The following is a 21,486-nucleotide window of genomic DNA, read 5'->3' as shown; positions in this document are numbered from 1 at the left end:
ATCGCCCCTGGGGCGATCTCCTCTTGCTTCATCCGTCGTCTGACAAGCCATGTCCTTCACTTCTGGAATGAGCTATGTCTACAACAAAACTGACCCGCCGCGAACAGCGTGCACAGGCCCAACACTTCATCGACACCCTGGAAGGCACCGCTTTCCCGAACTCGAAACGCATCTACATCACCGGTTCACAGGCCGATATCCGCGTCCCGATGCGCGAAATCCAGCTCAGCCCGACGCTTATCGGCGGCAGCAAAGAGAACCCCCAGTATGAAGACAACGAAGCCGTGCCGGTGTATGACACCTCCGGCCCATACGGCGATCCTGACGTTGCTATCAACGTGCAGCAAGGTCTGGCAAAGCTGCGCCAGCCGTGGATTGACGCGCGTAACGACTGCGAAGAACTGAGCGTACGCAGTTCTGCGTACACCAAAGAACGCCTGGCCGACGACGGCCTGGACGAGCTGCGCTTTACCGGCCTGCTGACGCCAAAACGCGCCAGAGCGGGCAAGTGCGTCACCCAGCTGCACTACGCGCGCCAGGGTATCGTCACGCCGGAGATGGAGTTCATCGCCATCCGCGAAAACATGGGCCGCGAGCGCATCCGCAGCGAAATATTGCGCCACCAGCATCCGGGTGAAGGCTTTGGCGCTCGCCTGCCGGAGAACATCACGCCGGAGTTTGTGCGTGACGAAGTGGCCGCCGGACGCGCGATTATCCCCGCCAACATCAACCACCCGGAATCGGAGCCGATGATTATCGGCCGCAACTTCCTGGTGAAGGTCAACGCCAACATCGGCAACTCTGCCGTCACCTCGTCCATCGAAGAAGAGGTGGAAAAGCTGGTCTGGTCCACGCGCTGGGGCGCGGACACGGTGATGGACCTCTCCACTGGCCGCTACATCCACGAAACCCGCGAGTGGATCCTGCGTAACAGCCCGGTGCCGATCGGTACCGTCCCGATTTACCAGGCGCTGGAGAAGGTCAACGGCATCGCCGAAAACCTCACCTGGGAAGCGTTCCGCGACACGCTGCTGGAGCAGGCGGAACAGGGCGTGGACTACTTCACCATCCACGCGGGCGTGCTGCTGCGCTACGTGCCGATGACGGCGAAACGTCTGACCGGCATCGTCTCGCGGGGTGGCTCCATCATGGCGAAATGGTGCCTGTCTCATCATCAGGAAAACTTCCTCTACGAGCACTTCCGCGAGATCTGCGAAATCTGCGCCGCGTACGACGTCTCGCTGTCGCTGGGCGACGGCCTGCGTCCTGGCTCCATCCGCGATGCCAACGACGAAGCGCAGTTTGCCGAGCTGCACACCCTGGGCGAGCTGACCAAAATCGCCTGGGAGTATGACGTGCAGGTGATGATTGAAGGCCCGGGCCACGTGCCGATGCAGATGATCCGCCGCAACATGACCGAGGAGCTGGAGCACTGCCACGAAGCGCCGTTCTACACCCTGGGACCATTGACCACGGATATCGCACCGGGCTACGACCACTTCACCTCCGGGATTGGCGCGGCGATGATCGGCTGGTTCGGCTGCGCCATGCTCTGCTACGTGACGCCGAAAGAGCACCTCGGCCTGCCCAACAAAGAGGACGTTAAGCAGGGACTGATTACCTACAAGATTGCCGCCCACGCGGCGGATCTGGCGAAAGGCCACCCGGGCGCGCAAATCCGCGATAACGCCATGTCCAAAGCGCGCTTTGAATTCCGCTGGGAAGACCAGTTTAACCTGGCGCTGGATCCGTTTACCGCCCGCGCCTACCACGACGAAACCCTGCCCCAGGAGTCGGGCAAAGTCGCGCACTTCTGTTCCATGTGCGGGCCAAAATTCTGCTCGATGAAAATCAGCCAGGAGGTGCGGGATTACGCCGCCGCACAGACCATTGAAGTCGGTATGGCGGACATGTCGGAAACCTTCCGCGCCAGAGGCGGCGAAATTTACCTCAAAAAAGAGGAGGCGTAATGTACAAGCCCGATTTCCCCTCCGTGCCCTTCCGCTTAGGGCTTTACCCGGTGGTGGACAGCGTGGAGTGGATCGCCCGCCTGCTGGAGGCCGGCGTTCGCACCCTCCAGCTGCGCATCAAAGATAAGCGCGATGAAGAGGTGGAGGCCGACGTCGTCGCCTCCATCGCGCTGGGGCATCGCTACAATGCCCGCCTGTTTATCAACGACTACTGGCGGCTGGCCGTTAAGCACCGGGCGTACGGCGTGCATTTGGGTCAGGAGGATCTGGAAACCACCGATCTGAACGCCATTCGCCAGGCTGGCCTGCGCCTTGGCGTTTCAACACACGATGATATGGAAATCGACGTGGCGCTGGCGGCACGCCCCTCCTACATCGCCCTCGGTCACGTTTTTCCGACGCAAACCAAGCAGATGCCTTCTGCCCCGCAGGGTCTGACGCAGCTGGCCAGCCACGTTAAGCGCCTTACCGATTACCCGACCGTCGCCATCGGTGGAATCAGCCTTGAACGCGCCCCGGCGGTGCTGGAGACCGGCGTCGGCAGTATCGCCGTCGTCAGCGCTATCACCCAGGCGGCAGACTGGCGGTCCGCCACCGCGCAGCTTTTACAGCTGGCAGGAGCAGGCGATGAATGACCGCGATTTTATGCGCTACAGCCGCCAGATCCTGCTGGAGGATATTGCCATTGACGGGCAGCAAAAGCTGCTCGCCAGCCGGGTACTGATTGTCGGCCTGGGCGGATTAGGCGCGCCCGCCGCGCTGTATCTGGCCGGTGCGGGCGTGGGCACGCTGGTGCTGGCCGATGACGACGAGGTGCACCTCAGCAACCTGCAACGGCAAATCCTCTTCACGACTGAAGATGTTAACCAGCCTAAAGCGCAGATCACCCGGCAGCGGCTTAACCAGCTTAATCCGGATATCGAACTGATTGCGCTCCAGACGCGGCTTAGCGGAGACGAGCTGCAACGTGAAGTTGCCCTTGCCGACGCGGTGCTGGACTGCACGGACAACATGGCGACGCGTCAGGCCATCAACGCGGCCTGTGTTGCACAGAACACGCCGCTGATCACCGCCAGCGCGGTCGGTTTCGGCGGGCAGATAATGGTGCTTACGCCGCCGTGGGCGCAGGGCTGTTACCGCTGCCTGTGGCCGGACGAGGCTGAACCGGAGCGTAACTGCCGCACGGCAGGCATTCTTGGCCCGGTGGTGGGCGTGATGGGAACCCTTCAGGCACTGGAGGCTATCAAGCTGCTCAGCGGCATGGAGACGGAACGCAACACGCTCCGGCTGTTCGACGCCCGCTCCAGCGGCTGGCGCCATCTGGCACTACACCGCGCCAGCCACTGCCCGGTATGCGGAGGCCACGATGCGCATTCTGTTTAACGATGAGCCGATGACGTGCGACGACGGTCTCACCGTTGCCGCCCTGCTCGACAAATTGCGCCAGCTCAAGCCGGGAACGGCGCTGGCGCTCAATCAACAGATCCTGCCGCGCGAGCAGTGGGAACTTCAGCAGGTCAATGAAGGCGACCAGATCCTGCTGTTTCAGGTTATCGCAGGGGGCTGAGATGTTACGTATTGCTGATAAAGTCTTTAATTCACATCTGTTTACCGGAACCGGCAAATTCGCCTCGCCGCAGCTGATGGTGGATGCTATTCGTGAAAGTGGCAGCCAGCTGGTGACGCTGGCGATGAAGCGCGTGGATCTGCGCCAGCACAACGATGCCATACTTGCGCCGCTACTGGAGGCAGGCGTGACGCTGCTGCCCAACACCTCCGGCGCGAAAACGGCCGAGGAGGCGATTTTCGCCGCACAGCTGGCGCGGGAAGCGCTCGGCACCCGCTGGCTGAAGCTGGAAATTCACCCGGACGCCCGCTGGCTGCTGCCCGACCCGATCGAGACCCTGAAAGCCGCAGAAAAGCTAGTGCAGCAGGGGTTTACCGTTCTGCCTTACTGCGGCGCGGATCCCGTGCTGTGTAAGCGTCTGGAAGAGGTCGGCTGCGCCGCCGTCATGCCGCTGGGGGCGCCCATTGGCTCCAATCAGGGGTTGGAAACCCGCGCGATGCTGGAGATCATCATCGAGCAGGCGACCGTGCCGGTGGTGGTGGATGCGGGGATCGGCGTGCCCAGCCATGCCGCGCAGGCGCTGGAAATGGGGGCCGACGCGGTGCTGGTGAATACCGCCATTGCGGTGGCCGACGACCCGGTCATGATGGCGCGTGCGTTTCGTCTCGCCGTGGAGGCTGGCGTACTGGCCAGAGAGTCCGGCCCCGGCTCGCGCAGTTTTCAGGCACAGGCCACCAGCCCGCTGACCGGTTTTCTGGAGGCGATCTCATGAGCACGTTTACCGAGCGCTGGCGCGAGCTTAACTGGGACGATATTGCCCTGCGCATCAACAGCAAAACGACTGCTGACGTCGAGCGCGCGCTGAATGCCCGTCAGCTGACCCGCGAGGATCTGATGGCCCTGCTCTCCCCGGCGGCCAGCGCCTATCTTGAACCAATGGCGCAGCGCGCCCAGCGCCTCACCCGGCAGCGGTTTGGCAATACGGTGAGCTTCTACGTCCCGCTCTATCTTTCGAACCTGTGCGCCAACGACTGTACCTACTGTGGTTTTTCCATGAGCAACCGCATCAAGCGGAAAACGCTCGATGAGCATGAGATCGCCCGCGAGTGTGCTGCTATTCGTGAAATGGGGTTCGACCATCTTCTGCTGGTCACGGGCGAGCATCAGGGGAAAGTGGGAATGGACTATTTCCGCCAGCATCTGCCTGCGATACGTCGGGAGTTTGCGTCGTTGCAGATGGAGGTTCAGCCCCTGTCGCAGGACGAGTATGCGGAGTTAAAAACGCTCGGGCTGGACGGCGTTATGGTCTATCAGGAAACCTACCACGAGGCGACGTACGCGCGGCATCACTTGAAAGGGAAGAAGCAGGATTTTTTCTTCCGGCTGGAAACGCCGGACAGGCTGGGCCGCGCCGGGATCGACAAAATCGGGCTGGGTGCGCTAATTGGGCTTTCCGACAGCTGGCGGGTAGATTGCTACATGGTGGCAGAACATCTGCTGTGGCTGCAACAGCACTACTGGCAGACCCGATACTCCATCTCCTTCCCACGCCTGCGCCCCTGCGCAGGCGGCATTGAACCGGCTTCGCTGATGGATGAACGCCAGCTGGTGCAGACCATCTGCGCGTTTCGCCTGCTCGCCCCGGAAGTGGAGTTATCGCTCTCAACGCGTGAATCCCCGGCGTTTCGCGATCGCGTCATCCCGCTGGCGATTAACAACGTCAGCGCGTTTTCCAAAACGCAGCCGGGCGGATATGCAGACGACCATCCGGAGCTTGAGCAGTTTGCACCGCATGACGGACGGCGTCCGGAAGCCGTTGCCACCGCCCTGACGGTACAGGGTTTACAGCCTGTCTGGAAAGACTGGGACAGCTGGCTGGGAAGAGCCTCGCAATGACGATGTAACGCACTGCAACACGGTAGAAAATTATCGAGGCGTTACGGAAAGGTAAAACCGGATGATTGTCAGCGATCGTCCGGTTTTTTATTGTCATCAGGTCAGCAACGGATGCTGACCAGGGCGAAAAGCTTCTTCCTCGTTTCGCCCTGCCTTCGATTCCGTGCATAAGAGGGGCGCAAAAGTATGGATAAGGAATTTCTTAGTGATTCTTAAGATAAATCATCTCGCCTGAAATCGTGTTCCGTATAATTCACCGCTAACCGCAGGACAGCGACTATGCTGAGAGGATATCGGCAGACGAAAAATATTCACCATCAGGATCGATGTACAACTCATGGCACTTCACAGCAAAAAGCTCTCTTTCACCCGACCCATTATGCTCAGCTTCGCGGGGATTCTGTGCAGTTTTGCGCTGATCGCGGTCGTGGTAACTCTTTCACAACGAAAGGATTTCCTTGAGGACTATCATAAGATTAATGGCAATTTCACCCATAACCTTGCGGTGAACTACACCGAGTCAATCCTGCGTGAAAACGACTATATCCTGGGCCGCTCCGCGATGTATTTTGCACGCGATGACAGGCTAAACGAGACCCTCAACGTCAACCCGACGCAAGGGCTGCAGATGATGATGCATTTGCAAAACCTGATGCCGACCGTGTCATCCATCTCGCTGGCAGACACGCAGGGACATTATCTGCGCGCCCCGGAAGTGCTCCAGACGGAAAAGAGTAAAACCTTCGATCCCCGGACGCGTCCGTGGTTTGTCGCCCATGCTGAAGCCAGTATATTCAGCCACTACACCCGTCCCTATATGGACTATTTCAACGGTCATCCGACGGTCACACTCTATAAACCGTTGATTTCACCAGAAGGTCGACTTAAAGGTACGATTGCGTTTCATCTCGACTTAACGTCAATGGGCTACACCCTGCGTCAGATGGTCGCCCCTGTTCAGGGGGAATTCTTCGTCGTCGAACGCGATGGCGCCGTCGTGCTGCACCCTGATACGGGCGTGCTTTTCAAACAGTACGTCAGCGAAGCGCTGATGGATAAAATGACCAGCGGCGAAGGCCACCTTTACGATAAGAAAACCGACGCCTGGTATTACTACTACTCATTTACCAATCCGGACTGGTTTGTCATCTACAGGGTCTCTGGCGCAACGCTTACCGATATCACCCGACACGAAACGACAATCGTAGGCTGGGGTTTCGCGCTGGCGGCCATCATTATCATTCTCTTCGGCCTCTATCTGCGTCATGCCTCGCGTACCGTGTTGATGACCATTATCAATGCGATCAAAACGGGCGATGTGAGCCAGGCGCCGCGTCTGGAAGCGATGCTGAGCCGCACCATTCAGTCCAATAAAGAGCGTGAGATGGCGTATGTTCGTCAGGCCACTCACGATGCGCTGACCGGCTGCAAAAACCGCCGTGCGTTCGATAACGATGTGGAGGAATTATTAAATGCCCACCAGCCTTTCGCGATGGCGTTGGTTGATATTGATAACTTCAAGTCAATTAACGACACGTGGGGACACCTGAGCGGCGACATTGTCCTGCGTAACGTGGCGCGCGAGGGGATCCAGATAATGCAGCCCCACCACGTCTCGGTCTATCGCTATGGTGGTGAAGAGTTCGCGGTAATTTTCCAGGCCGAGCAGATCGCTGCCGCATTTTCATTGCTTGACGCATGGCGCACCGCCGTTGCAAGACGCGTATGGCGGGAAGACAATCTTCACGTCACGTTCAGCGCGGGTCTGGGTGAATGGCACTTCGAACCGCTGGAAGAATTTGTAGGTAGCGTTGATAACGCGCTCTACAGTGCTAAAAAGCAGGGAAAAAACCGTATTGTTCGCACTGCCGTCGGCTGACTTTCTCTCTTACTCGAAGAATTGTAACCGGTTTCAGAAAAATGCCGCTTTCTTTGTGATGCCTGACACACAATCGCGGTAAAGCGGTTGTTGAAGCTCTCTGCGCAGGATAATTATCAATAAACACATGTAGATCGAGGCTGATTATGAAGAACATCGTTTTATGCTGTGCAGCGGGAATGTCAACCAGCATGCTGGTTCAACGTATGAAAGATGCCGCGCAGAAAAAAGGGGTTGAAGTCACCATTAAAGCCGTTCCGGTTGCGGAGTTTAAAGACAATATCGCGACGGCCGACATCGTATTGCTGGGGCCACAGGTTAAATACGAGCAGGCTAAACTGCAGGCCCAGGCCGACCCGCTGGGCAAAAAGGTCGCGGTGATCGACATGATGGATTACGGCATGATGAAAGGCGATGCCGTACTGGAAAAAGCGCTTAAACTGCTGGAGTCATAATGGAAGACTTAGAAACCACAATCATGGAACTGCTGGTCAACGCCGGTGCGGCCCGCAGTGCGGCCCTGACGGCTCTGCAGATGGCGCGTAAAGGTGAGTTTGACGAAGCTGAAAAAGCGATGGAAGAATCCCGCGAATATGTGAAGCACGCGCATACGATCCAGACGCAGCTTATTGGACTTGACGAAGGGACCGGGAAACTGCCGGTTAACCTAATCACCGTTCATTCTCAGGACCACCTGATGAACGCGATGGTTATTCAGGATCTGGCGGGCGATATGATTGAGCTTTATCGACGCATCCCGCTAGTGAATTGAAGAAATGCAGATATAAAAAAACCCGCCGAGGCGGGTTTTTTATTTACGGCATCAACGATTACTCGTTGTCGGAACCGCCCAGACCTGCGTTCAGCAGTTCTGCCAGGCTCGCGGATGCATCTTCAGCAGTAACCTGCGGTGCTGCTGGCAGTTCGCCCGCAGCGCGACGACGCATACGATCCTGATGGTACGCATAACCGGTACCGGCAGGGATCAGACGACCCACGATGACGTTCTCTTTCAGACCGCGCAGTTCATCACGTTTACCAGCAACAGCGGCTTCGGTCAGGACACGAGTCGTTTCCTGGAACGATGCTGCGGAGATGAAGGACTCGGTTGCCAGAGACGCTTTGGTGATACCCAGCAGATCGCGTGCGAAGGTCGCACCGATTTTGCCGTTCGCTTCCAGATCGCGGTTAGCGATCTTAACGCGTGAGTATTCAACCTGCTCGCCTTCCAGGAAGTCGGAGCTGCCCGCGTTTTCGATGGTTGCTTTACGCAGCATCTGACGAACGATAACTTCGATGTGCTTATCGTTAATCTTAACGCCCTGCAGGCGGTATACGTCCTGTACTTCGTTAACAATGTAACGAGTAACAGCATGCACACCACGCAGACGCAGGATGTCGTGCGGCGCTTCTGGACCGTCGGAAACCACGTCACCACGTTCTACACGTTCGCCTTCGAACACGTTGAGCTGACGCCACTTAGGAATCATCTCTTCGTACGGCTCGCTGCCATCTACTGGGGTGATAACCAGACGGCGCTTACCTTTAGTCTCTTTACCGAAGGAGATGATCCCGCTGATTTCAGCCAGGATTGCAGGCTCTTTCGGACGACGTGCTTCGAACAGGTCCGCAACGCGTGGCAGACCACCGGTGATGTCCTTGGTACCGCCGGATTCCTGAGGAATACGCGCCAGGGTGTCACCAGAGCTGATCTGTACGCCATCTTCCAGCTGTACAATCGCTTTACCCGGCAGGAAGTACTGCGCAGGCATATCGGTACCCGGGATCAGAACGTCGTTACCCTGAGCATCAACGATTTTCAGTGCAGGACGCAGATCTTTACCGCCGGTAGTACGTTCAGCAGAATCCAGAACCACCAGAGAAGACAGACCGGTCAGCTCGTCGGTCTGACGAGTAATGGTCTGGCCGTCGATCATGTCAGTAAAGCGGATGAAACCACTTACTTCGGTGATTACCGGCATGGTGTGTGGATCCCAGTTTGCAACGGTTTCACCGCCGGCAACCTGCTCGCCATCACCTTTCGCCATAACCGCACCGTAAGGCACTTTATAGCTCTCTTTGGTACGACCGAATTCGTCGATCAGCTTCAGCTCGGTGTTACGAGAGGTCACAACCAGCTTGCCTGCGGAGTTAACAACAGACTTCGCGTTGCTGAGCTTGATGCTACCTTTGTTTTTCACCTGAATGCTGGATTCAGCAGCCGCACGAGATGCCGCACCACCGATGTGGAACGTACGCATCGTCAGCTGTGTACCCGGCTCACCGATGGACTGTGCCGCGATAACGCCGATGGCTTCACCTTTGTTGATGATGTGGCCACGCGCCAGGTCACGACCGTAGCAGTGTGCACACACACCAAAGTCGGTGTCACAGGATACAACGGAACGCACTTTCACAGAGTCAACAGAGTTCGCTTCCAGCAGGTCACACCACTGTTCGTGCAGCAGCGTATTGCGTGGAACCAGAATGTCTGCGGTGCCCGGCTTCAGAATGTCTTCCGCGGTCACACGACCCAGTACGCGATCGCGCAGCGGCTCTTTAACATCACCACCCTCGATAACCGGGGTCATGGTGATACCTTCGAGGGTGCCACAATCGTCTTCGGTCACAACCAGATCCTGCGCAACGTCAACCAGACGACGCGTCAGATAACCGGAGTTCGCTGTCTTCAGTGCGGTATCCGCCAGACCTTTACGCGCACCGTGCGTGGAGATGAAGTACTGGAGTACGTTCAGACCTTCACGGAAGTTCGCGGTGATTGGCGTTTCGATGATGGAGCCATCTGGCTTCGCCATCAGACCACGCATACCTGCCAGCTGACGAATCTGTGCTGCAGAACCACGCGCACCGGAGTCGGCCATCATGTAGATGCTGTTGAAGGAAACCTGCTGCTCTTCGACGCCGTCACGGTTAATCACGGTTTCGGTTTGCAGGTTATCCATCATCGCTTTGGATACACGATCGTTCGCCGCTGCCCAGATATCGATAACTTTGTTGTAGCGTTCGCCCGCGGTTACCAGACCAGACTGGAACTGCTCCTGGATCTCAGCAACTTCAGCTTCCGCTTCAGAGATGATCTCGTGTTTCTTCTCTGGGATGACCATGTCATCGATACCAACAGATGCACCTGAACGCGCTGCATAAGCAAAGCCGGTATACATTGTCTGGTCAGCGAAGATAACGGTCGGCTTCAGACCCAGAATGCGGTAACAGGTGTTCAGCATTTTGGAGATCGCTTTCTTGCCCAGCGCCTGGTTGACGATGGAGAAAGGCAGACCTTTCGGTACGATCATCCACAGAATGGCACGGCCAATGGTCGTGTCTTTCAGGCTGGTCTTCGCAACGAATTCGCCGTTTGCATCTTTTTCGTATTCGGTGATACGCACTTTAACGCGCGCATGCAGAGAGGCCAGGCCAGCGCGATAAATACGCTCAGCTTCTTTCGGGCCAGTCAGCACCATGCCTTCGCCTTTGGCGTTAACACAGTCACGGGTCATGTAGTACAGACCCAATACAACGTCCTGAGAAGGAACGATAATTGGTTCACCGTTCGCTGGAGACAGGATGTTGTTGGTAGACATCATCAGCGCACGCGCTTCAAGCTGGGCTTCCAGCGTCAGCGGTACGTGAACAGCCATTTGGTCACCATCGAAGTCGGCGTTATAGGCCGCACAAACCAGCGGGTGCAGCTGGATAGCTTTACCTTCGATCAGGACTGGCTCAAATGCCTGGATACCCAGACGGTGCAGGGTTGGTGCACGGTTCAGCAGTACCGGGTGTTCGCGGATAACTTCGTCCAGGATATCCCAAACGACAGCTTCTTCACGCTCAACCATTTTCTTAGCGGCTTTGATGGTGGTGGCCAGGCCACGCAGCTCCAGCTTGCCGTAGATGAACGGTTTGAACAGCTCCAGTGCCATTTTCTTCGGCAGACCGCACTGATGCAGACGCAGGTATGGACCTACGGTGATTACAGAACGACCGGAGTAGTCAACACGCTTACCGAGCAGGTTCTGACGGAAACGACCCTGCTTACCTTTGATCATGTCGGCCAAAGATTTCAGAGGACGCTTGTTAGAACCGGTGATCGCACGACCGCGACGACCGTTATCCAGCAGGGCATCTACCGCTTCCTGCAGCATACGTTTTTCGTTGCGTACGATGATGTCCGGCGCAGCCAGATCCAGCAGACGTTTCAGACGGTTGTTACGGTTGATAACGCGACGATACAGATCGTTCAGATCGGACGTTGCGAAACGACCACCATCCAGCGGAACCAGCGGACGCAGATCTGGCGGCAGAACCGGCAGAACGGTCAGGATCATCCACTCTGGTTTGTTACCAGACTGAACGAACGCTTCCAGCAGTTTGATACGCTTGGTCAGCTTTTTACGCTTGGTTTCGGAGTTGGTTTCGTTCAGCTCTTCACGCAGCTGCTCGCACTCCTGCTCCAGATCCATGCTCTTCAGCAGGGCCTGAATAGCTTCCGCACCCATCTTCGCGTCGAATTCGTCACCGAACTCTTCCAGCGCGTCCAGATACTGCTCTTCAGTCAGGATCTGGTGACGTTCCAGGTTCGTCATCCCGCCTTCGATAACTACATAAGATTCGAAGTACAGAACACGTTCGATATCGCGCAGCGGCATATCCAGCAGCAGACCGATACGGGACGGCAGAGATTTCAGGAACCAGATGTGAGCAGTTGGAGACGCCAGCTCGATGTGGCCCATACGCTCACGGCGTACTTTAGTCTGGGTCACTTCAACGCCGCACTTCTCACAGATCACACCGCGGTGTTTCAGGCGCTTGTACTTACCGCACAGGCACTCGTAATCTTTTACTGGCCCGAAAATACGCGCACAGAAAAGGCCGTCACGCTCAGGTTTGAACGTACGGTAGTTGATGGTTTCCGGCTTTTTAACTTCACCGAAAGACCATGAACGGATCATGTCTGGCGAAGCCAGAGCAATTTTGATCGCATCAAACTCTTCGGTTTTAGTCTGCGCTTTCAGAAACTTTAATAAATCTTTCACGGATTTGCTCCCGTCGGAGTTAGCACAATCCGGTGCCGGGGGTTAACCCGGCACCAGTGACCTGTTTGAGCGAGAATTACTCGTCTTCCAGTTCGATGTTGATACCCAGCGAACGAATCTCTTTCAACAGTACGTTGAAGGATTCTGGCATGCCTGGTTCCATCTGATGGTTGCCGTCCACGATGTTTTTATACATCTTGGTACGACCGTTCACGTCATCAGACTTAACGGTGAGCATTTCCTGCAGGGTGTATGCCGCGCCGTATGCTTCCAGCGCCCACACTTCCATCTCCCCGAAGCGCTGACCACCGAACTGTGCCTTACCACCCAGCGGCTGCTGAGTAACCAGGCTGTAAGAACCGGTAGAACGAGCGTGCATCTTGTCGTCGACCAGGTGGTTCAGTTTCAGCATGTACATGTAACCTACGGTTACCGGACGTTCGAACTGTTCACCGGTACGGCCGTCAAACAGCGTAATCTGACCAGACGTTGGCAGACCACCCAGTTGCAGCAGCTCTTTAATTTCAGCTTCTTTTGCACCGTCGAATACCGGCGTTGCAATTGGCATACCTTTGCGCAGGTTCTCTGCCAGACGCAGCACTTCTTCATCGCTGAAGGTGTTCAGGTCGACTTTCTGACGCACGTCGGTACCCAGATCGTAGGCACGCTGGATGAATTCGCGCAGTTTCGCGACTTCCTGCTGCTGTTTCAGCATGGCGTTGATCTTGTCGCCGATACCTTTCGCAGCCATACCCAGGTGGGTTTCCAGGATCTGACCAATGTTCATACGAGACGGTACGCCCAGTGGGTTCAGTACGATATCTACCGGCGTACCGTTAGCATCGTGCGGCATATCTTCGATCGGGTTGATCTTAGAGATAACGCCCTTGTTACCGTGACGACCTGCCATCTTATCACCAGGCTGGATCTGACGTTTAACGGCCAGATACACCTTAACAATCTTCAGCACGCCAGGTGCCAGATCGTCGCCCTGAGTGATTTTGCGGCGTTTCGCTTCGAGTTTTTTCTCGAACTCGTGTTTCAGTTCGTCATACTGCTCAGCCAGCTGTTCCAGCTGATTTTGTTTCTCTTCGTCGGTCAGGCCGAGTTCCAGCCAGCGATCGCGTGGCAGTTTGTCGAGCTTCTCAGCTTCAACGCCACCGGCAACCAGCACCGCATAGATACGGCTGAACAGACCTGCTTCGAGGATCTGCAGTTCTTCAGACAGGTCTTTCTTAGCCTGTTTGAGCTGCATCTCTTCGATTTCCAGCGCACGCTTATCTTTCTCAACGCCATCACGAGTGAAGACCTGAACGTCGATAACCGTACCGGAAACACCGTTTGGTACGCGCAGAGAAGAGTCTTTAACGTCAGACGCTTTCTCACCGAAGATAGCACGCAGCAGTTTCTCTTCTGGAGTCAGCTGGGTTTCACCTTTCGGCGTCACCTTACCTACCAGAATGTCGCCGCCGGTCACTTCCGCACCGATGTAAACAATACCGGATTCATCCAGCTTGGAGAGCGCAGCTTCACCCACGTTAGGGATGTCGGCAGTGATCTCTTCTGGCCCCAGCTTGGTGTCACGGGACACACAGGCCAGTTCCTGAATGTGGATGGTGGTGAAACGATCTTCCTGAACCACACGCTCGGAGACGAGAATGGAGTCTTCGAAGTTGTAACCGTTCCACGGCATGAACGCTACGCGCATGTTCTGACCGAGCGCCAGTTCACCGAGGTCGGTGGACGGACCGTCTGCCAGCACGTCGCCGCGCTCAACTGGCTCACCCAGAGATACGCAAGGCATCTGGTTGATACAGGTGTTCTGGTTAGAACGGGTGTATTTGGTCAGGTTGTAGATGTCGATACCCGCTTCGCCCGGATACATCTCGTCTTCGTTAACTTTGATAACGATACGGGATGCGTCAACGTACTGAACGGTACCGCCACGCTTAGCCACTGCTGTAACACCGGAGTCAACGGCAACAGCACGTTCCATACCGGTACCAACCAGCGGCTTATCAGCACGCAGAGTTGGAACGGCCTGACGTTGCATGTTCGCACCCATCAATGCACGGTTGGCGTCATCGTGTTCCAGGAACGGGATCAGGGACGCACCGACGGATACCACCTGCTGGGTGGAAACGTCCATGTAGTCAACCTGGTCACGGCTGAACAAGCTGGATTCGCCTTTGCTACGGCAGGTAACCAGATCTTCTACAAAGTGACCTTCGTCATCCAGGTTGGAGTTCGCCTGAGCGATAACGTAGTTGCCTTCTTCGATAGCAGACAGGTAATGAATTTCGTCGGTAACCACACCGTCGGTCACTTTACGATACGGGGTCTCAAGGAAACCGTATTCGTTTGTCTGTGCGTACACGGACAGGGAGTTGATCAGACCGATGTTTGGACCTTCAGGCGTTTCGATTGGACATACGCGACCGTAGTGAGTCGGGTGTACGTCTCGAACTTCAAAGCCTGCACGTTCACGGGTCAGACCGCCTGGGCCGAGTGCAGAGATACGACGTTTGTGCGTGATCTCAGACAGCGGGTTGTTCTGGTCCATGAACTGGGACAGCTGGCTGGAACCGAAGAACTCTTTCACTGCTGCAGAAATCGGCTTGGCGTTGATCATATCCTGAGGCATCAGGGTATCCAGATCGCCCAGAGACAGACGCTCTTTCACCGCACGCTCTACACGTACCAGGCCAACGCGGAACTGGTTTTCCGCCATTTCGCCAACGGAACGGATACGACGGTTGCCGAGGTGGTCGATATCGTCCACTTCGCCTTTACCGTTACGGATATCGATGAGCTTCTTCATCACTTCGATGATGTCGTCTTTGCTCAGGATACCGGAACCTTCGATCTCGTCGCGCAGCAGAGAACGGTTGAACTTCATACGACCTACCGCGGACAGATCGTAGCGGTCTTCGGAGAAGAACAGGTTCTCGAACAGGCTTTCAGCCGCTTCGCGAGTTGGTGGCTCACCAGGACGCATCATGCGGTAGATTTCTACCAGCGCGCTTAGACGATCGTTGGTTGGGTCGACGCGTACAGTCTCAGAGATGTACGGACCGTGGTCCAGATCGTTGGTGAACAGCGTTTCGATACGTTTGTGGCCAGACTGGCTCAGCTTAGCCAGCAGATCCAGGCTCAGCTCCATGTTCGCCGGGCAGATCAGCTCGCCAGTTGATTCATCAACGTAATCTTTCGCGGCTACTTTTCCTGCAATGTATTCAACCGGAACTTCGATGTGTTTGATATCATCTTTTTCCAGCTGGCGGATGTGGCGCGCGGTGATACGGCGACCTTTTTCCACATACACTTTGCCGTCGGCTTCGATGTCGAACGACGCGGTCTCACCACGCAGACGTTCCGGCACCAGCTCCATCTGCAGCTTGTTGTCGCGGATTTCAAAGATCACTTTCTCAAAGAACAGGTCCAGGATCTGCTCAGTGGTATAGTTCAGTGCACGCAGAATGATGGTTGCAGGCAGTTTACGACGACGGTCGATACGGACAAACAGGTTGTCTTTTGGATCGAACTCGAAGTCCAGCCATGAACCACGGTAAGGAATGATGCGTGCGTTATACAGTACTTTACCGGAAGAGTGTGTTTTACCTTTATCGCTGTCGAAGAAGACGCCCGGGCTACGATGCAGCTGGGAAACGATAACACGCTCAGTACCGTTGATAACGAAAGTACCGTTGTCCGTCATGAGTGGAATCTCACCCATGTAGACTTCTTGTTCTTTAATGTCTTTTACGGTGCCTTCCGGCGCTTCGCGCTCGTAGATCACCAGACGCAGTTTTACGCGCAGCGGTGCGGAATAGGTCACGCCACGGATCTGACATTCCTGAACGTCAAACACCGGTTCGCCAAGGCGGTAGCTGACGTACTGCAGCTCGGAGTTACCGCTGTAGCTCTGAATCGGGAACACGGAACGGAAGGCTGCTTCCAGACCGTACTGCCCTTCAGGATCTTGCTCGATAAACTTCTGGAACGAGTCAAGCTGGATAGAAAGGAGATATGGAATGTCCAGAACTTGTGGACGTTTACCAAAATCCTTACGAATACGTTTTTTCTCGGTATAGGAGTAAACCATAGGGTTCCTCAGCTCGCTGACAAGTCGACCCATCTGTCCGACGAAGGGACAGTTTGTGCAACACCATTTTGTGGACCGGAAAATTGAATACTTTCCGCAATACCTGTTGCTATCACGCTTAAACCATTTCATTGCGATTTACACAGAGCGAGCACCCTGTCGCAGTATATTAAGTCGTCGATAGAAACAAGCATTGTCAGGACAATCAGCAGTCAAACAGTGTGAAATGCTACTGATGCCTTACAGCGCAAAAAGGCTGGTGACTAAAAAGTCACCAGCCATCAGCCTAATTGCTTAGGCTGCAACCAGAAAAGTTGGCTTATTTAACTTCAACTTCAGCGCCAGCTTCTTCCAGAGATTTTTTCAGTGCTTCTGCGTCGTCTTTGCTCACGCCTTCTTTCAGCGCAGCTGGAGCAGATTCTACCAGGTCTTTAGCTTCTTTCAGACCCAGGCCAGTTGCGCCACGTACTGCTTTGATAACAGCAACTTTGTTCGCGCCAGCAGCTTTCAGAATTACGTCGAATTCAGTTTTTTCTTCAGCAGCTTCAGCCGGGCCAGCAGCTACAGCTACAGCAGCAGCAGCAGAAACACCGAATTTTTCTTCCATTGCAGATACCAGCTCTACAACGTCCATTACGGACATAGCTGCAACTGCTTCAATGATTTGATCTTTAGTGATAGACATTTAAATTGTTCCTGAAAATCAGAATAAGTTTATACGTAAGCAAATGCTTTATAAAGATAACTGCGATTAAGCAGCTTCTTTCGCATCGCGTACAGCAGCCAGAGTGCGAACCAGTTTGCCAGCCGCAGCTTCTTTCATGGTTGCCATCAGGCGTGCAATTGCTTCTTCGTAGGTCGGCAGGGTTGCCAGGCGATCGATTTGCGATGCCGGGATCAACTCACCTTCAAAGGCTGCAGCTTTGACCTCAAATTTTGCATTCGCTTTCGCGAACTCTTTGAACAGACGAGCAGCAGCGCCCGGGTGTTCCATAGAGTATGCAATCAGGGTCGGACCAACAAACGTGTCTTTCAGGCACTCGAACTGAGTACCTTCAACTACGCGACGCAGCAGGGTGTTACGAACAACACGCATGTATACGCCAGCTTCACGACCTGCTTTACGCAGTTCAGTCATTTTGTCTACAGTAACGCCGCGGGAATCCGCAACTACTGCAGACAGCGCGCCTTTGGCTACTTCGCTGACTTCAGCAACAATCGCTTGTTTGTCTTGAAGATTTAAAGCCATTAGCTTTGCTCCTGGATGTTTGCCGGAACTCATGTTCCGGAACTCACTTCACTCAACCCAACGGGAAGAGCGTCTTAATACGGTGAGCAGAAACAAGCCAGAGTATTAAAAATAATCTTAGCGTTCTGTCACCGTCTACGCAGGGGATTAAGTTTCTTGCGAAACACCTGCGGTCTTCGACGGAGGCCTGGATAGGCCAGGCTCCAACGAACAAATCTTTTAGCCGCTAACTTTCGTTAGCAAACGTGGGGGTAAGATTGTAGACAAAATCACCGCCCACGTAAAGGCATTAGTTTGCAGCAGCGCTCAGGCCAGCCTGGTCAACTGCAACACCTGCACCCATGGTGGTGGAGATGCTAACTTTCTTGATGTACACGCCTTTCGCCTGAGTTGGTTTAGCTTTTTTCAGCGCAACCAGCAGAGCTTCCAGGTTTTCTTTCAGTTTGTCAGCGTCAAAGTCCACTTTACCGATGGTGGTGTGGATGATGCCGTTTTTGTCGTTACGGTAACGAACCTGACCTGCTTTAGCGTTCTTAACCGCTTCAGCAACGTTAGGGGTTACAGTACCCACTTTCGGGTTTGGCATCAGGCCGCGTGGACCCAGAACCTGGCCCAGCTGGCCAACAACGCGCATTGCATCTGGAGAAGCAATAACAACGTCAAAGTTCATTTCGCCTTTCTTGATCTGATCAGCCAGATCTTCCATACCTACCAGTTCAGCGCCGGCAGCTTTAGCAGCTTCAGCGTTTGCACCCTGAGCAAATACAGCTACGCGAACGGAACGGCCAGTACCGTGTGGCAGTACAGTTGCGCCACGAACGTTCTGATCGGATTTACGAGCATCGATGCCCAGGTTAACGGCAACGTCAACGCTTTCAACGAACTTAGCAGTCGCCAGTTCTTTCAGCAGAGCAATAGCTTCGTTGATGTCGTACTGTTTGGTCGCATCAACTTTGTCACGGATCACGGACATGCGCTTGGTCAGTTTAGCCATTTCTTAGTCCTCCACTACCAGGCCCATGGAACGTGCAGTACCTTCAATGGAGCGAGTCATCGCTTCAATGTCGGCACCAGTCATGTCGGCAGCTTTGGTCTGCGCGATTTCCTGCAGCTGAGCGCGGGAAATTTTACCCACTTTGTCTTTGTTCGGTTTACCGGAACCAGACTTGATACCAGCCGCTTTCTTCAGCAGAACTGCTGCTGGAGGGGTTTTGGTAACGAAAGTGAAAGAACGGTCAGCGTAAACAGTGATTACGACTGGGATTGGCAGACCTTTTTCCAGGGATTCCGTTTTTGCGTTGAACGCTTTACAGAATTCCATGATGTTCACACCCTGCTGACCCAGAGCTGGACCAACTGGTGGACTTGGGTTCGCCATACCAGCTGCAACCTGCAGCTTGACGTAGGCTTGTACTTTCTTAGCCATTCTAAAATCCTCTGATTGGGTAATAGCGCCTCAGGGAGGCTCCCCGTGAATAAAATTCGTTTTACGGGCCGGGACCCATAAAAACAAAAGGCGCGAAATTGTATTCCAATCCCGCGCCTTGTGCAACGATTAAATCGTCGCTTTTTTGATCGCTGCTTAGGCTTTTTCTACCTGGGCAAAGTCCAGCTCTACCGGGGTCGCACGACCGAAGATAGAAACAGAAACTTTCAGGCGGGACTTCTCATAGTCCACTTCTTCAACCACGCCATTAAAGTCAGCAAACGGACCGTCATTAACACGAACCATTTCACCCGGTTCAAACAGCGTTTTCGGACGCGGCTTATCACCCACCTGCTGCAGGCGGTTCATAATCGCATCAACTTCTTTGTCGCTGATTGGCGCCGGACGGTCAGACGTGCCGCCGATAAAGCCCATCACACGCGGCACGCTGCGCACCAGGTGCCAGCTCGCGTCGTTCATAACCATCTGAACCAGCACGTAACCCGGGAAGAATTTGCGCTCGCTTTTGCGACGCTGGCCGCCACGGATCTCAACCACTTCTTCGGTCGGAACCATAACTTCGCCAAACAACTCTTCCATGTTGTGTAATTTGATATGCTCACGCAGCGACGTTGCTACGCGGCCTTCAAAACCGGAAAACGCCTGAACGACGTACCAGCGCTTTTTAGGGGCTTCAGACATCTCAGAACCTCAGGCCAGTGATAAAGGATACCAGGCGAACCAGAATACCATCCAGTCCCCACAGGATCAGTGACATTACAGCGGTTACCGCCGCTACGATCAGCGTGGTGTGCAATGTTTCCTGGCGAGTCGGCCAAATGACCTTGCGGACTTCGGTACGCGCTTCGCGGGCAAACGCAACGGTCGCTTTGCCTTTTGTCGTCAACAGCGCGACACCACCCGCCGCAGCAATCAGAATTACCACTGCAAGCGCGCGTAGCGGCAGCATCATGTCACGATAAAGATAGTTGCCGACAATCGCCACAATCAGCAGCACGGCTACAACTACCCATTTCATCGCTTCCAGGCCGCGCCCGCTCCCTTGAGCTTCGGTATTCGCACTCATAAACCAACCTGTCAGAAGTATTCTACAAACATTTTCACCCCGCGAGTGCGAGGCAAACCAATCGAAATGCTATTCGCTTTTCGTATTATACGCTCTCCGCAGAGCCTGTCTCAGCAATGATTATGACAAAATTAATCACTGATGAGCCAGGTTCTGATGTGAAAGCGTGCAAAAAGGGCATCAAATGATGCCCTTTTATTGCGCATTGCGTCAAATGTTATCAGCGATTAGCCGAGAACTTTAGCAACAACGCCCGCGCCAACGGTACGGCCGCCTTCACGGATTGCGAAACGCAGACCGTCGTCCATCGCGATTGGGTGGATCAGAGTCACAACCATCTTGATGTTGTCGCCTGGCATTACCATCTCTACGCCTTCTGGCAGTTCGATGGTACCGGTCACGTCAGTTGTACGGAAGTAGAACTGTGGACGGTAGCCTTTGAAGAACGGAGTATGACGGCCGCCTTCGTCTTTGGACAGGATGTACACTTCAGATTCGAACTTGGTGTGTGGCTTGATTGAGCCTGGCTTCGCCAGAACCTGACCACGTTCGATTTCTTCACGTTTGATACCACGCAGCAGAACACCAACGTTCTCACCAGCACGGCCTTCGTCCAGCAGTTTGCGGAACATTTCAACGCCAGTACAGGTAGACTTCGCAGTCTCTTTGATACCAACGATTTCAACTTCTTCACCAACTTTGATGATACCGCGCTCTACACGACCGGTAACAACGGTACCACGACCGGAGATGGAGAATACGTCTTCGATTGGCAGCAGGAATGGCTTGTCAATCGCACGCTCTGGTTCTGGGATGTAAGAATCCAGGAAGCCAGCCAGTTCGATGATTTTCGCTTCCCACTCTGCTTCGCCTTCCAGCGCTTTCAGCGCGGAACCGCGAACGATTGGAGTGTCGTCGCCCGGGAAATCGTACTGAGACAGCAGTTCACGAACTTCCATCTCTACCAGTTCCAGCAGCTCTTCGTCATCAACCATGTCGCATTTGTTCAGGAACACGATGATGAAAGGAACGCCTACCTGACGACCCAGCAGGATGTGCTCACGAGTCTGAGGCATTGGGCCGTCAGTCGCAGCAACAACCAGGATCGCGCCGTCCATCTGCGCAGCACCGGTGATCATGTTTTTAACATAGTCGGCGTGGCCTGGGCAGTCTACGTGTGCGTAGTGGCGAGTCGGGGTGTCGTACTCAACGTGAGAGGTGTTGATGGTGATACCACGAGCTTTTTCTTCTGG

18 protein-coding genes are annotated in these 21,486 nt (G+C 54.8%); 9 read left to right on the top strand and 9 right to left on the bottom strand.

All coding sequences use genetic code 11. From position 1 onward, the window contains the following. Window positions 1-74 precede the first annotated feature (74 nt). From thiC to ACTJI7_RS22410, 9 genes are all read left to right on the top strand, one after another. The gene (gene thiC, locus ACTJI7_RS22450) at window positions 75-1,970 is read left to right on the top strand and encodes a phosphomethylpyrimidine synthase ThiC (RefSeq protein ID WP_063155695.1); all 1,896 of its coding nucleotides are present in this window, start codon (window positions 75-77) and stop codon (window positions 1,968-1,970) included. Beyond that, entirely contained in the window at window positions 1,970-2,605 is a 636-nt protein-coding gene (thiE, locus tag ACTJI7_RS22445) for a thiamine phosphate synthase (protein WP_192979231.1), read from the top strand. Before thiC ends, thiE begins: the two co-directional genes overlap by 1 nt. Then, window positions 2,598-3,353 (top strand): HesA/MoeB/ThiF family protein, encoded by a 756-nt coding sequence (locus tag ACTJI7_RS22440; RefSeq protein ID WP_028015102.1) that lies wholly within the window; start codon window positions 2,598-2,600, stop codon window positions 3,351-3,353. Before thiE ends, ACTJI7_RS22440 begins: the two co-directional genes overlap by 8 nt. After that, a complete protein-coding gene (thiS, locus tag ACTJI7_RS22435; RefSeq protein ID WP_028015101.1) occupies window positions 3,337-3,537 on the top strand; it encodes a sulfur carrier protein ThiS in 201 nt (66 codons plus the stop codon). The genes ACTJI7_RS22440 and thiS overlap by 17 nt, the downstream gene beginning before the upstream one ends. Before the next feature lies 1 nt (window position 3,538). Further along, window positions 3,539-4,309: a thiazole synthase gene (thiG, locus tag ACTJI7_RS22430; protein ID WP_088204572.1), complete on the top strand. Its 771-nt coding sequence runs from the start codon at window positions 3,539-3,541 to the stop codon at window positions 4,307-4,309. Then, the gene (thiH, locus tag ACTJI7_RS22425; RefSeq protein WP_192979230.1) at window positions 4,306-5,433 is read left to right on the top strand and encodes a 2-iminoacetate synthase ThiH; all 1,128 of its coding nucleotides are present in this window, start codon (window positions 4,306-4,308) and stop codon (window positions 5,431-5,433) included. Before thiG ends, thiH begins: the two co-directional genes overlap by 4 nt. Before the next feature lie 337 nt (window positions 5,434-5,770). Continuing rightward, the gene (locus tag ACTJI7_RS22420; protein WP_192979229.1) at window positions 5,771-7,312 is read left to right on the top strand and encodes a sensor domain-containing diguanylate cyclase; all 1,542 of its coding nucleotides are present in this window, start codon (window positions 5,771-5,773) and stop codon (window positions 7,310-7,312) included. A 146-nt stretch (window positions 7,313-7,458) separates the two neighbouring features. Then, window positions 7,459-7,767 carry a PTS sugar transporter subunit IIB gene (locus ACTJI7_RS22415; RefSeq protein ID WP_010425948.1) on the top strand — a complete coding sequence of 103 codons (309 nt, stop codon included), beginning with the start codon at window positions 7,459-7,461 and terminating at the stop codon, window positions 7,765-7,767. Beyond that, a complete protein-coding gene (locus ACTJI7_RS22410) occupies window positions 7,767-8,084 on the top strand; it encodes a PTS lactose/cellobiose transporter subunit IIA (RefSeq protein ID WP_008503455.1) in 318 nt (105 codons plus the stop codon). The genes ACTJI7_RS22415 and ACTJI7_RS22410 overlap by 1 nt, the downstream gene beginning before the upstream one ends. A 58-nt stretch (window positions 8,085-8,142) precedes the next feature. Here ACTJI7_RS22410 and rpoC read toward each other — a convergent pair whose 3' ends face one another. The 9 genes from rpoC to tuf all read right to left on the bottom strand — a co-directional run. Then, entirely contained in the window at window positions 8,143-12,366 is a 4,224-nt protein-coding gene (rpoC, locus tag ACTJI7_RS22405) for a DNA-directed RNA polymerase subunit beta' (RefSeq protein ID WP_028015097.1), read from the bottom strand. 76 nt (window positions 12,367-12,442) lie between these two features. After that, complete coding sequence (gene rpoB, locus ACTJI7_RS22400; protein ID WP_015569976.1) at window positions 12,443-16,471, bottom strand: DNA-directed RNA polymerase subunit beta; 4,029 nt, start codon at window positions 16,469-16,471, stop codon at window positions 12,443-12,445. 319 nt (window positions 16,472-16,790) lie between these two features. After that, window positions 16,791-17,156, bottom strand: coding sequence for a 50S ribosomal protein L7/L12 (gene rplL, locus ACTJI7_RS22395; protein WP_002445276.1), 366 nt, complete (start codon window positions 17,154-17,156; stop codon window positions 16,791-16,793). Between the two features lie 66 nt (window positions 17,157-17,222). Further along, window positions 17,223-17,720 (bottom strand): 50S ribosomal protein L10, encoded by a 498-nt coding sequence (gene rplJ, locus ACTJI7_RS22390; protein WP_003862338.1) that lies wholly within the window; start codon window positions 17,718-17,720, stop codon window positions 17,223-17,225. A 289-nt stretch (window positions 17,721-18,009) separates the two neighbouring features. Beyond that, window positions 18,010-18,714, bottom strand: coding sequence for a 50S ribosomal protein L1 (rplA, locus tag ACTJI7_RS22385; protein WP_006810530.1), 705 nt, complete (start codon window positions 18,712-18,714; stop codon window positions 18,010-18,012). Window positions 18,715-18,717: 3 nt separating this feature from the next. After that, window positions 18,718-19,146 carry a 50S ribosomal protein L11 gene (gene rplK / locus ACTJI7_RS22380; RefSeq protein ID WP_008503452.1) on the bottom strand — a complete coding sequence of 143 codons (429 nt, stop codon included), beginning with the start codon at window positions 19,144-19,146 and terminating at the stop codon, window positions 18,718-18,720. Window positions 19,147-19,302: 156 nt separating this feature from the next. Next, on the bottom strand, window positions 19,303-19,848 hold the full coding sequence (gene nusG, locus ACTJI7_RS22375) for a transcription termination/antitermination protein NusG (RefSeq protein WP_003862341.1): 546 nt from the start codon (window positions 19,846-19,848) through the stop codon (window positions 19,303-19,305). Window position 19,849: 1 nt separating this feature from the next. Next, window positions 19,850-20,233, bottom strand: a complete 384-nt coding sequence (gene secE, locus ACTJI7_RS22370; protein ID WP_003862342.1) for a preprotein translocase subunit SecE — start codon at window positions 20,231-20,233, stop codon at window positions 19,850-19,852. A 227-nt stretch (window positions 20,234-20,460) separates the two neighbouring features. Next, window positions 20,461-21,486: elongation factor Tu (gene tuf / locus ACTJI7_RS22365; RefSeq protein ID WP_440670974.1), on the bottom strand; the 1,026-nt coding region annotated here is incomplete at its 5' end.

The organism is Enterobacter sp. 22499 (genome assembly GCF_052044815.1).
GTDB lineage: Bacteria > Pseudomonadota > Gammaproteobacteria > Enterobacterales > Enterobacteriaceae > Enterobacter > Enterobacter bugandensis.
The sequence above is the reverse complement of the archived record's forward strand: the minus strand, read 5'-3'. Positions and strand labels throughout refer to the sequence as shown.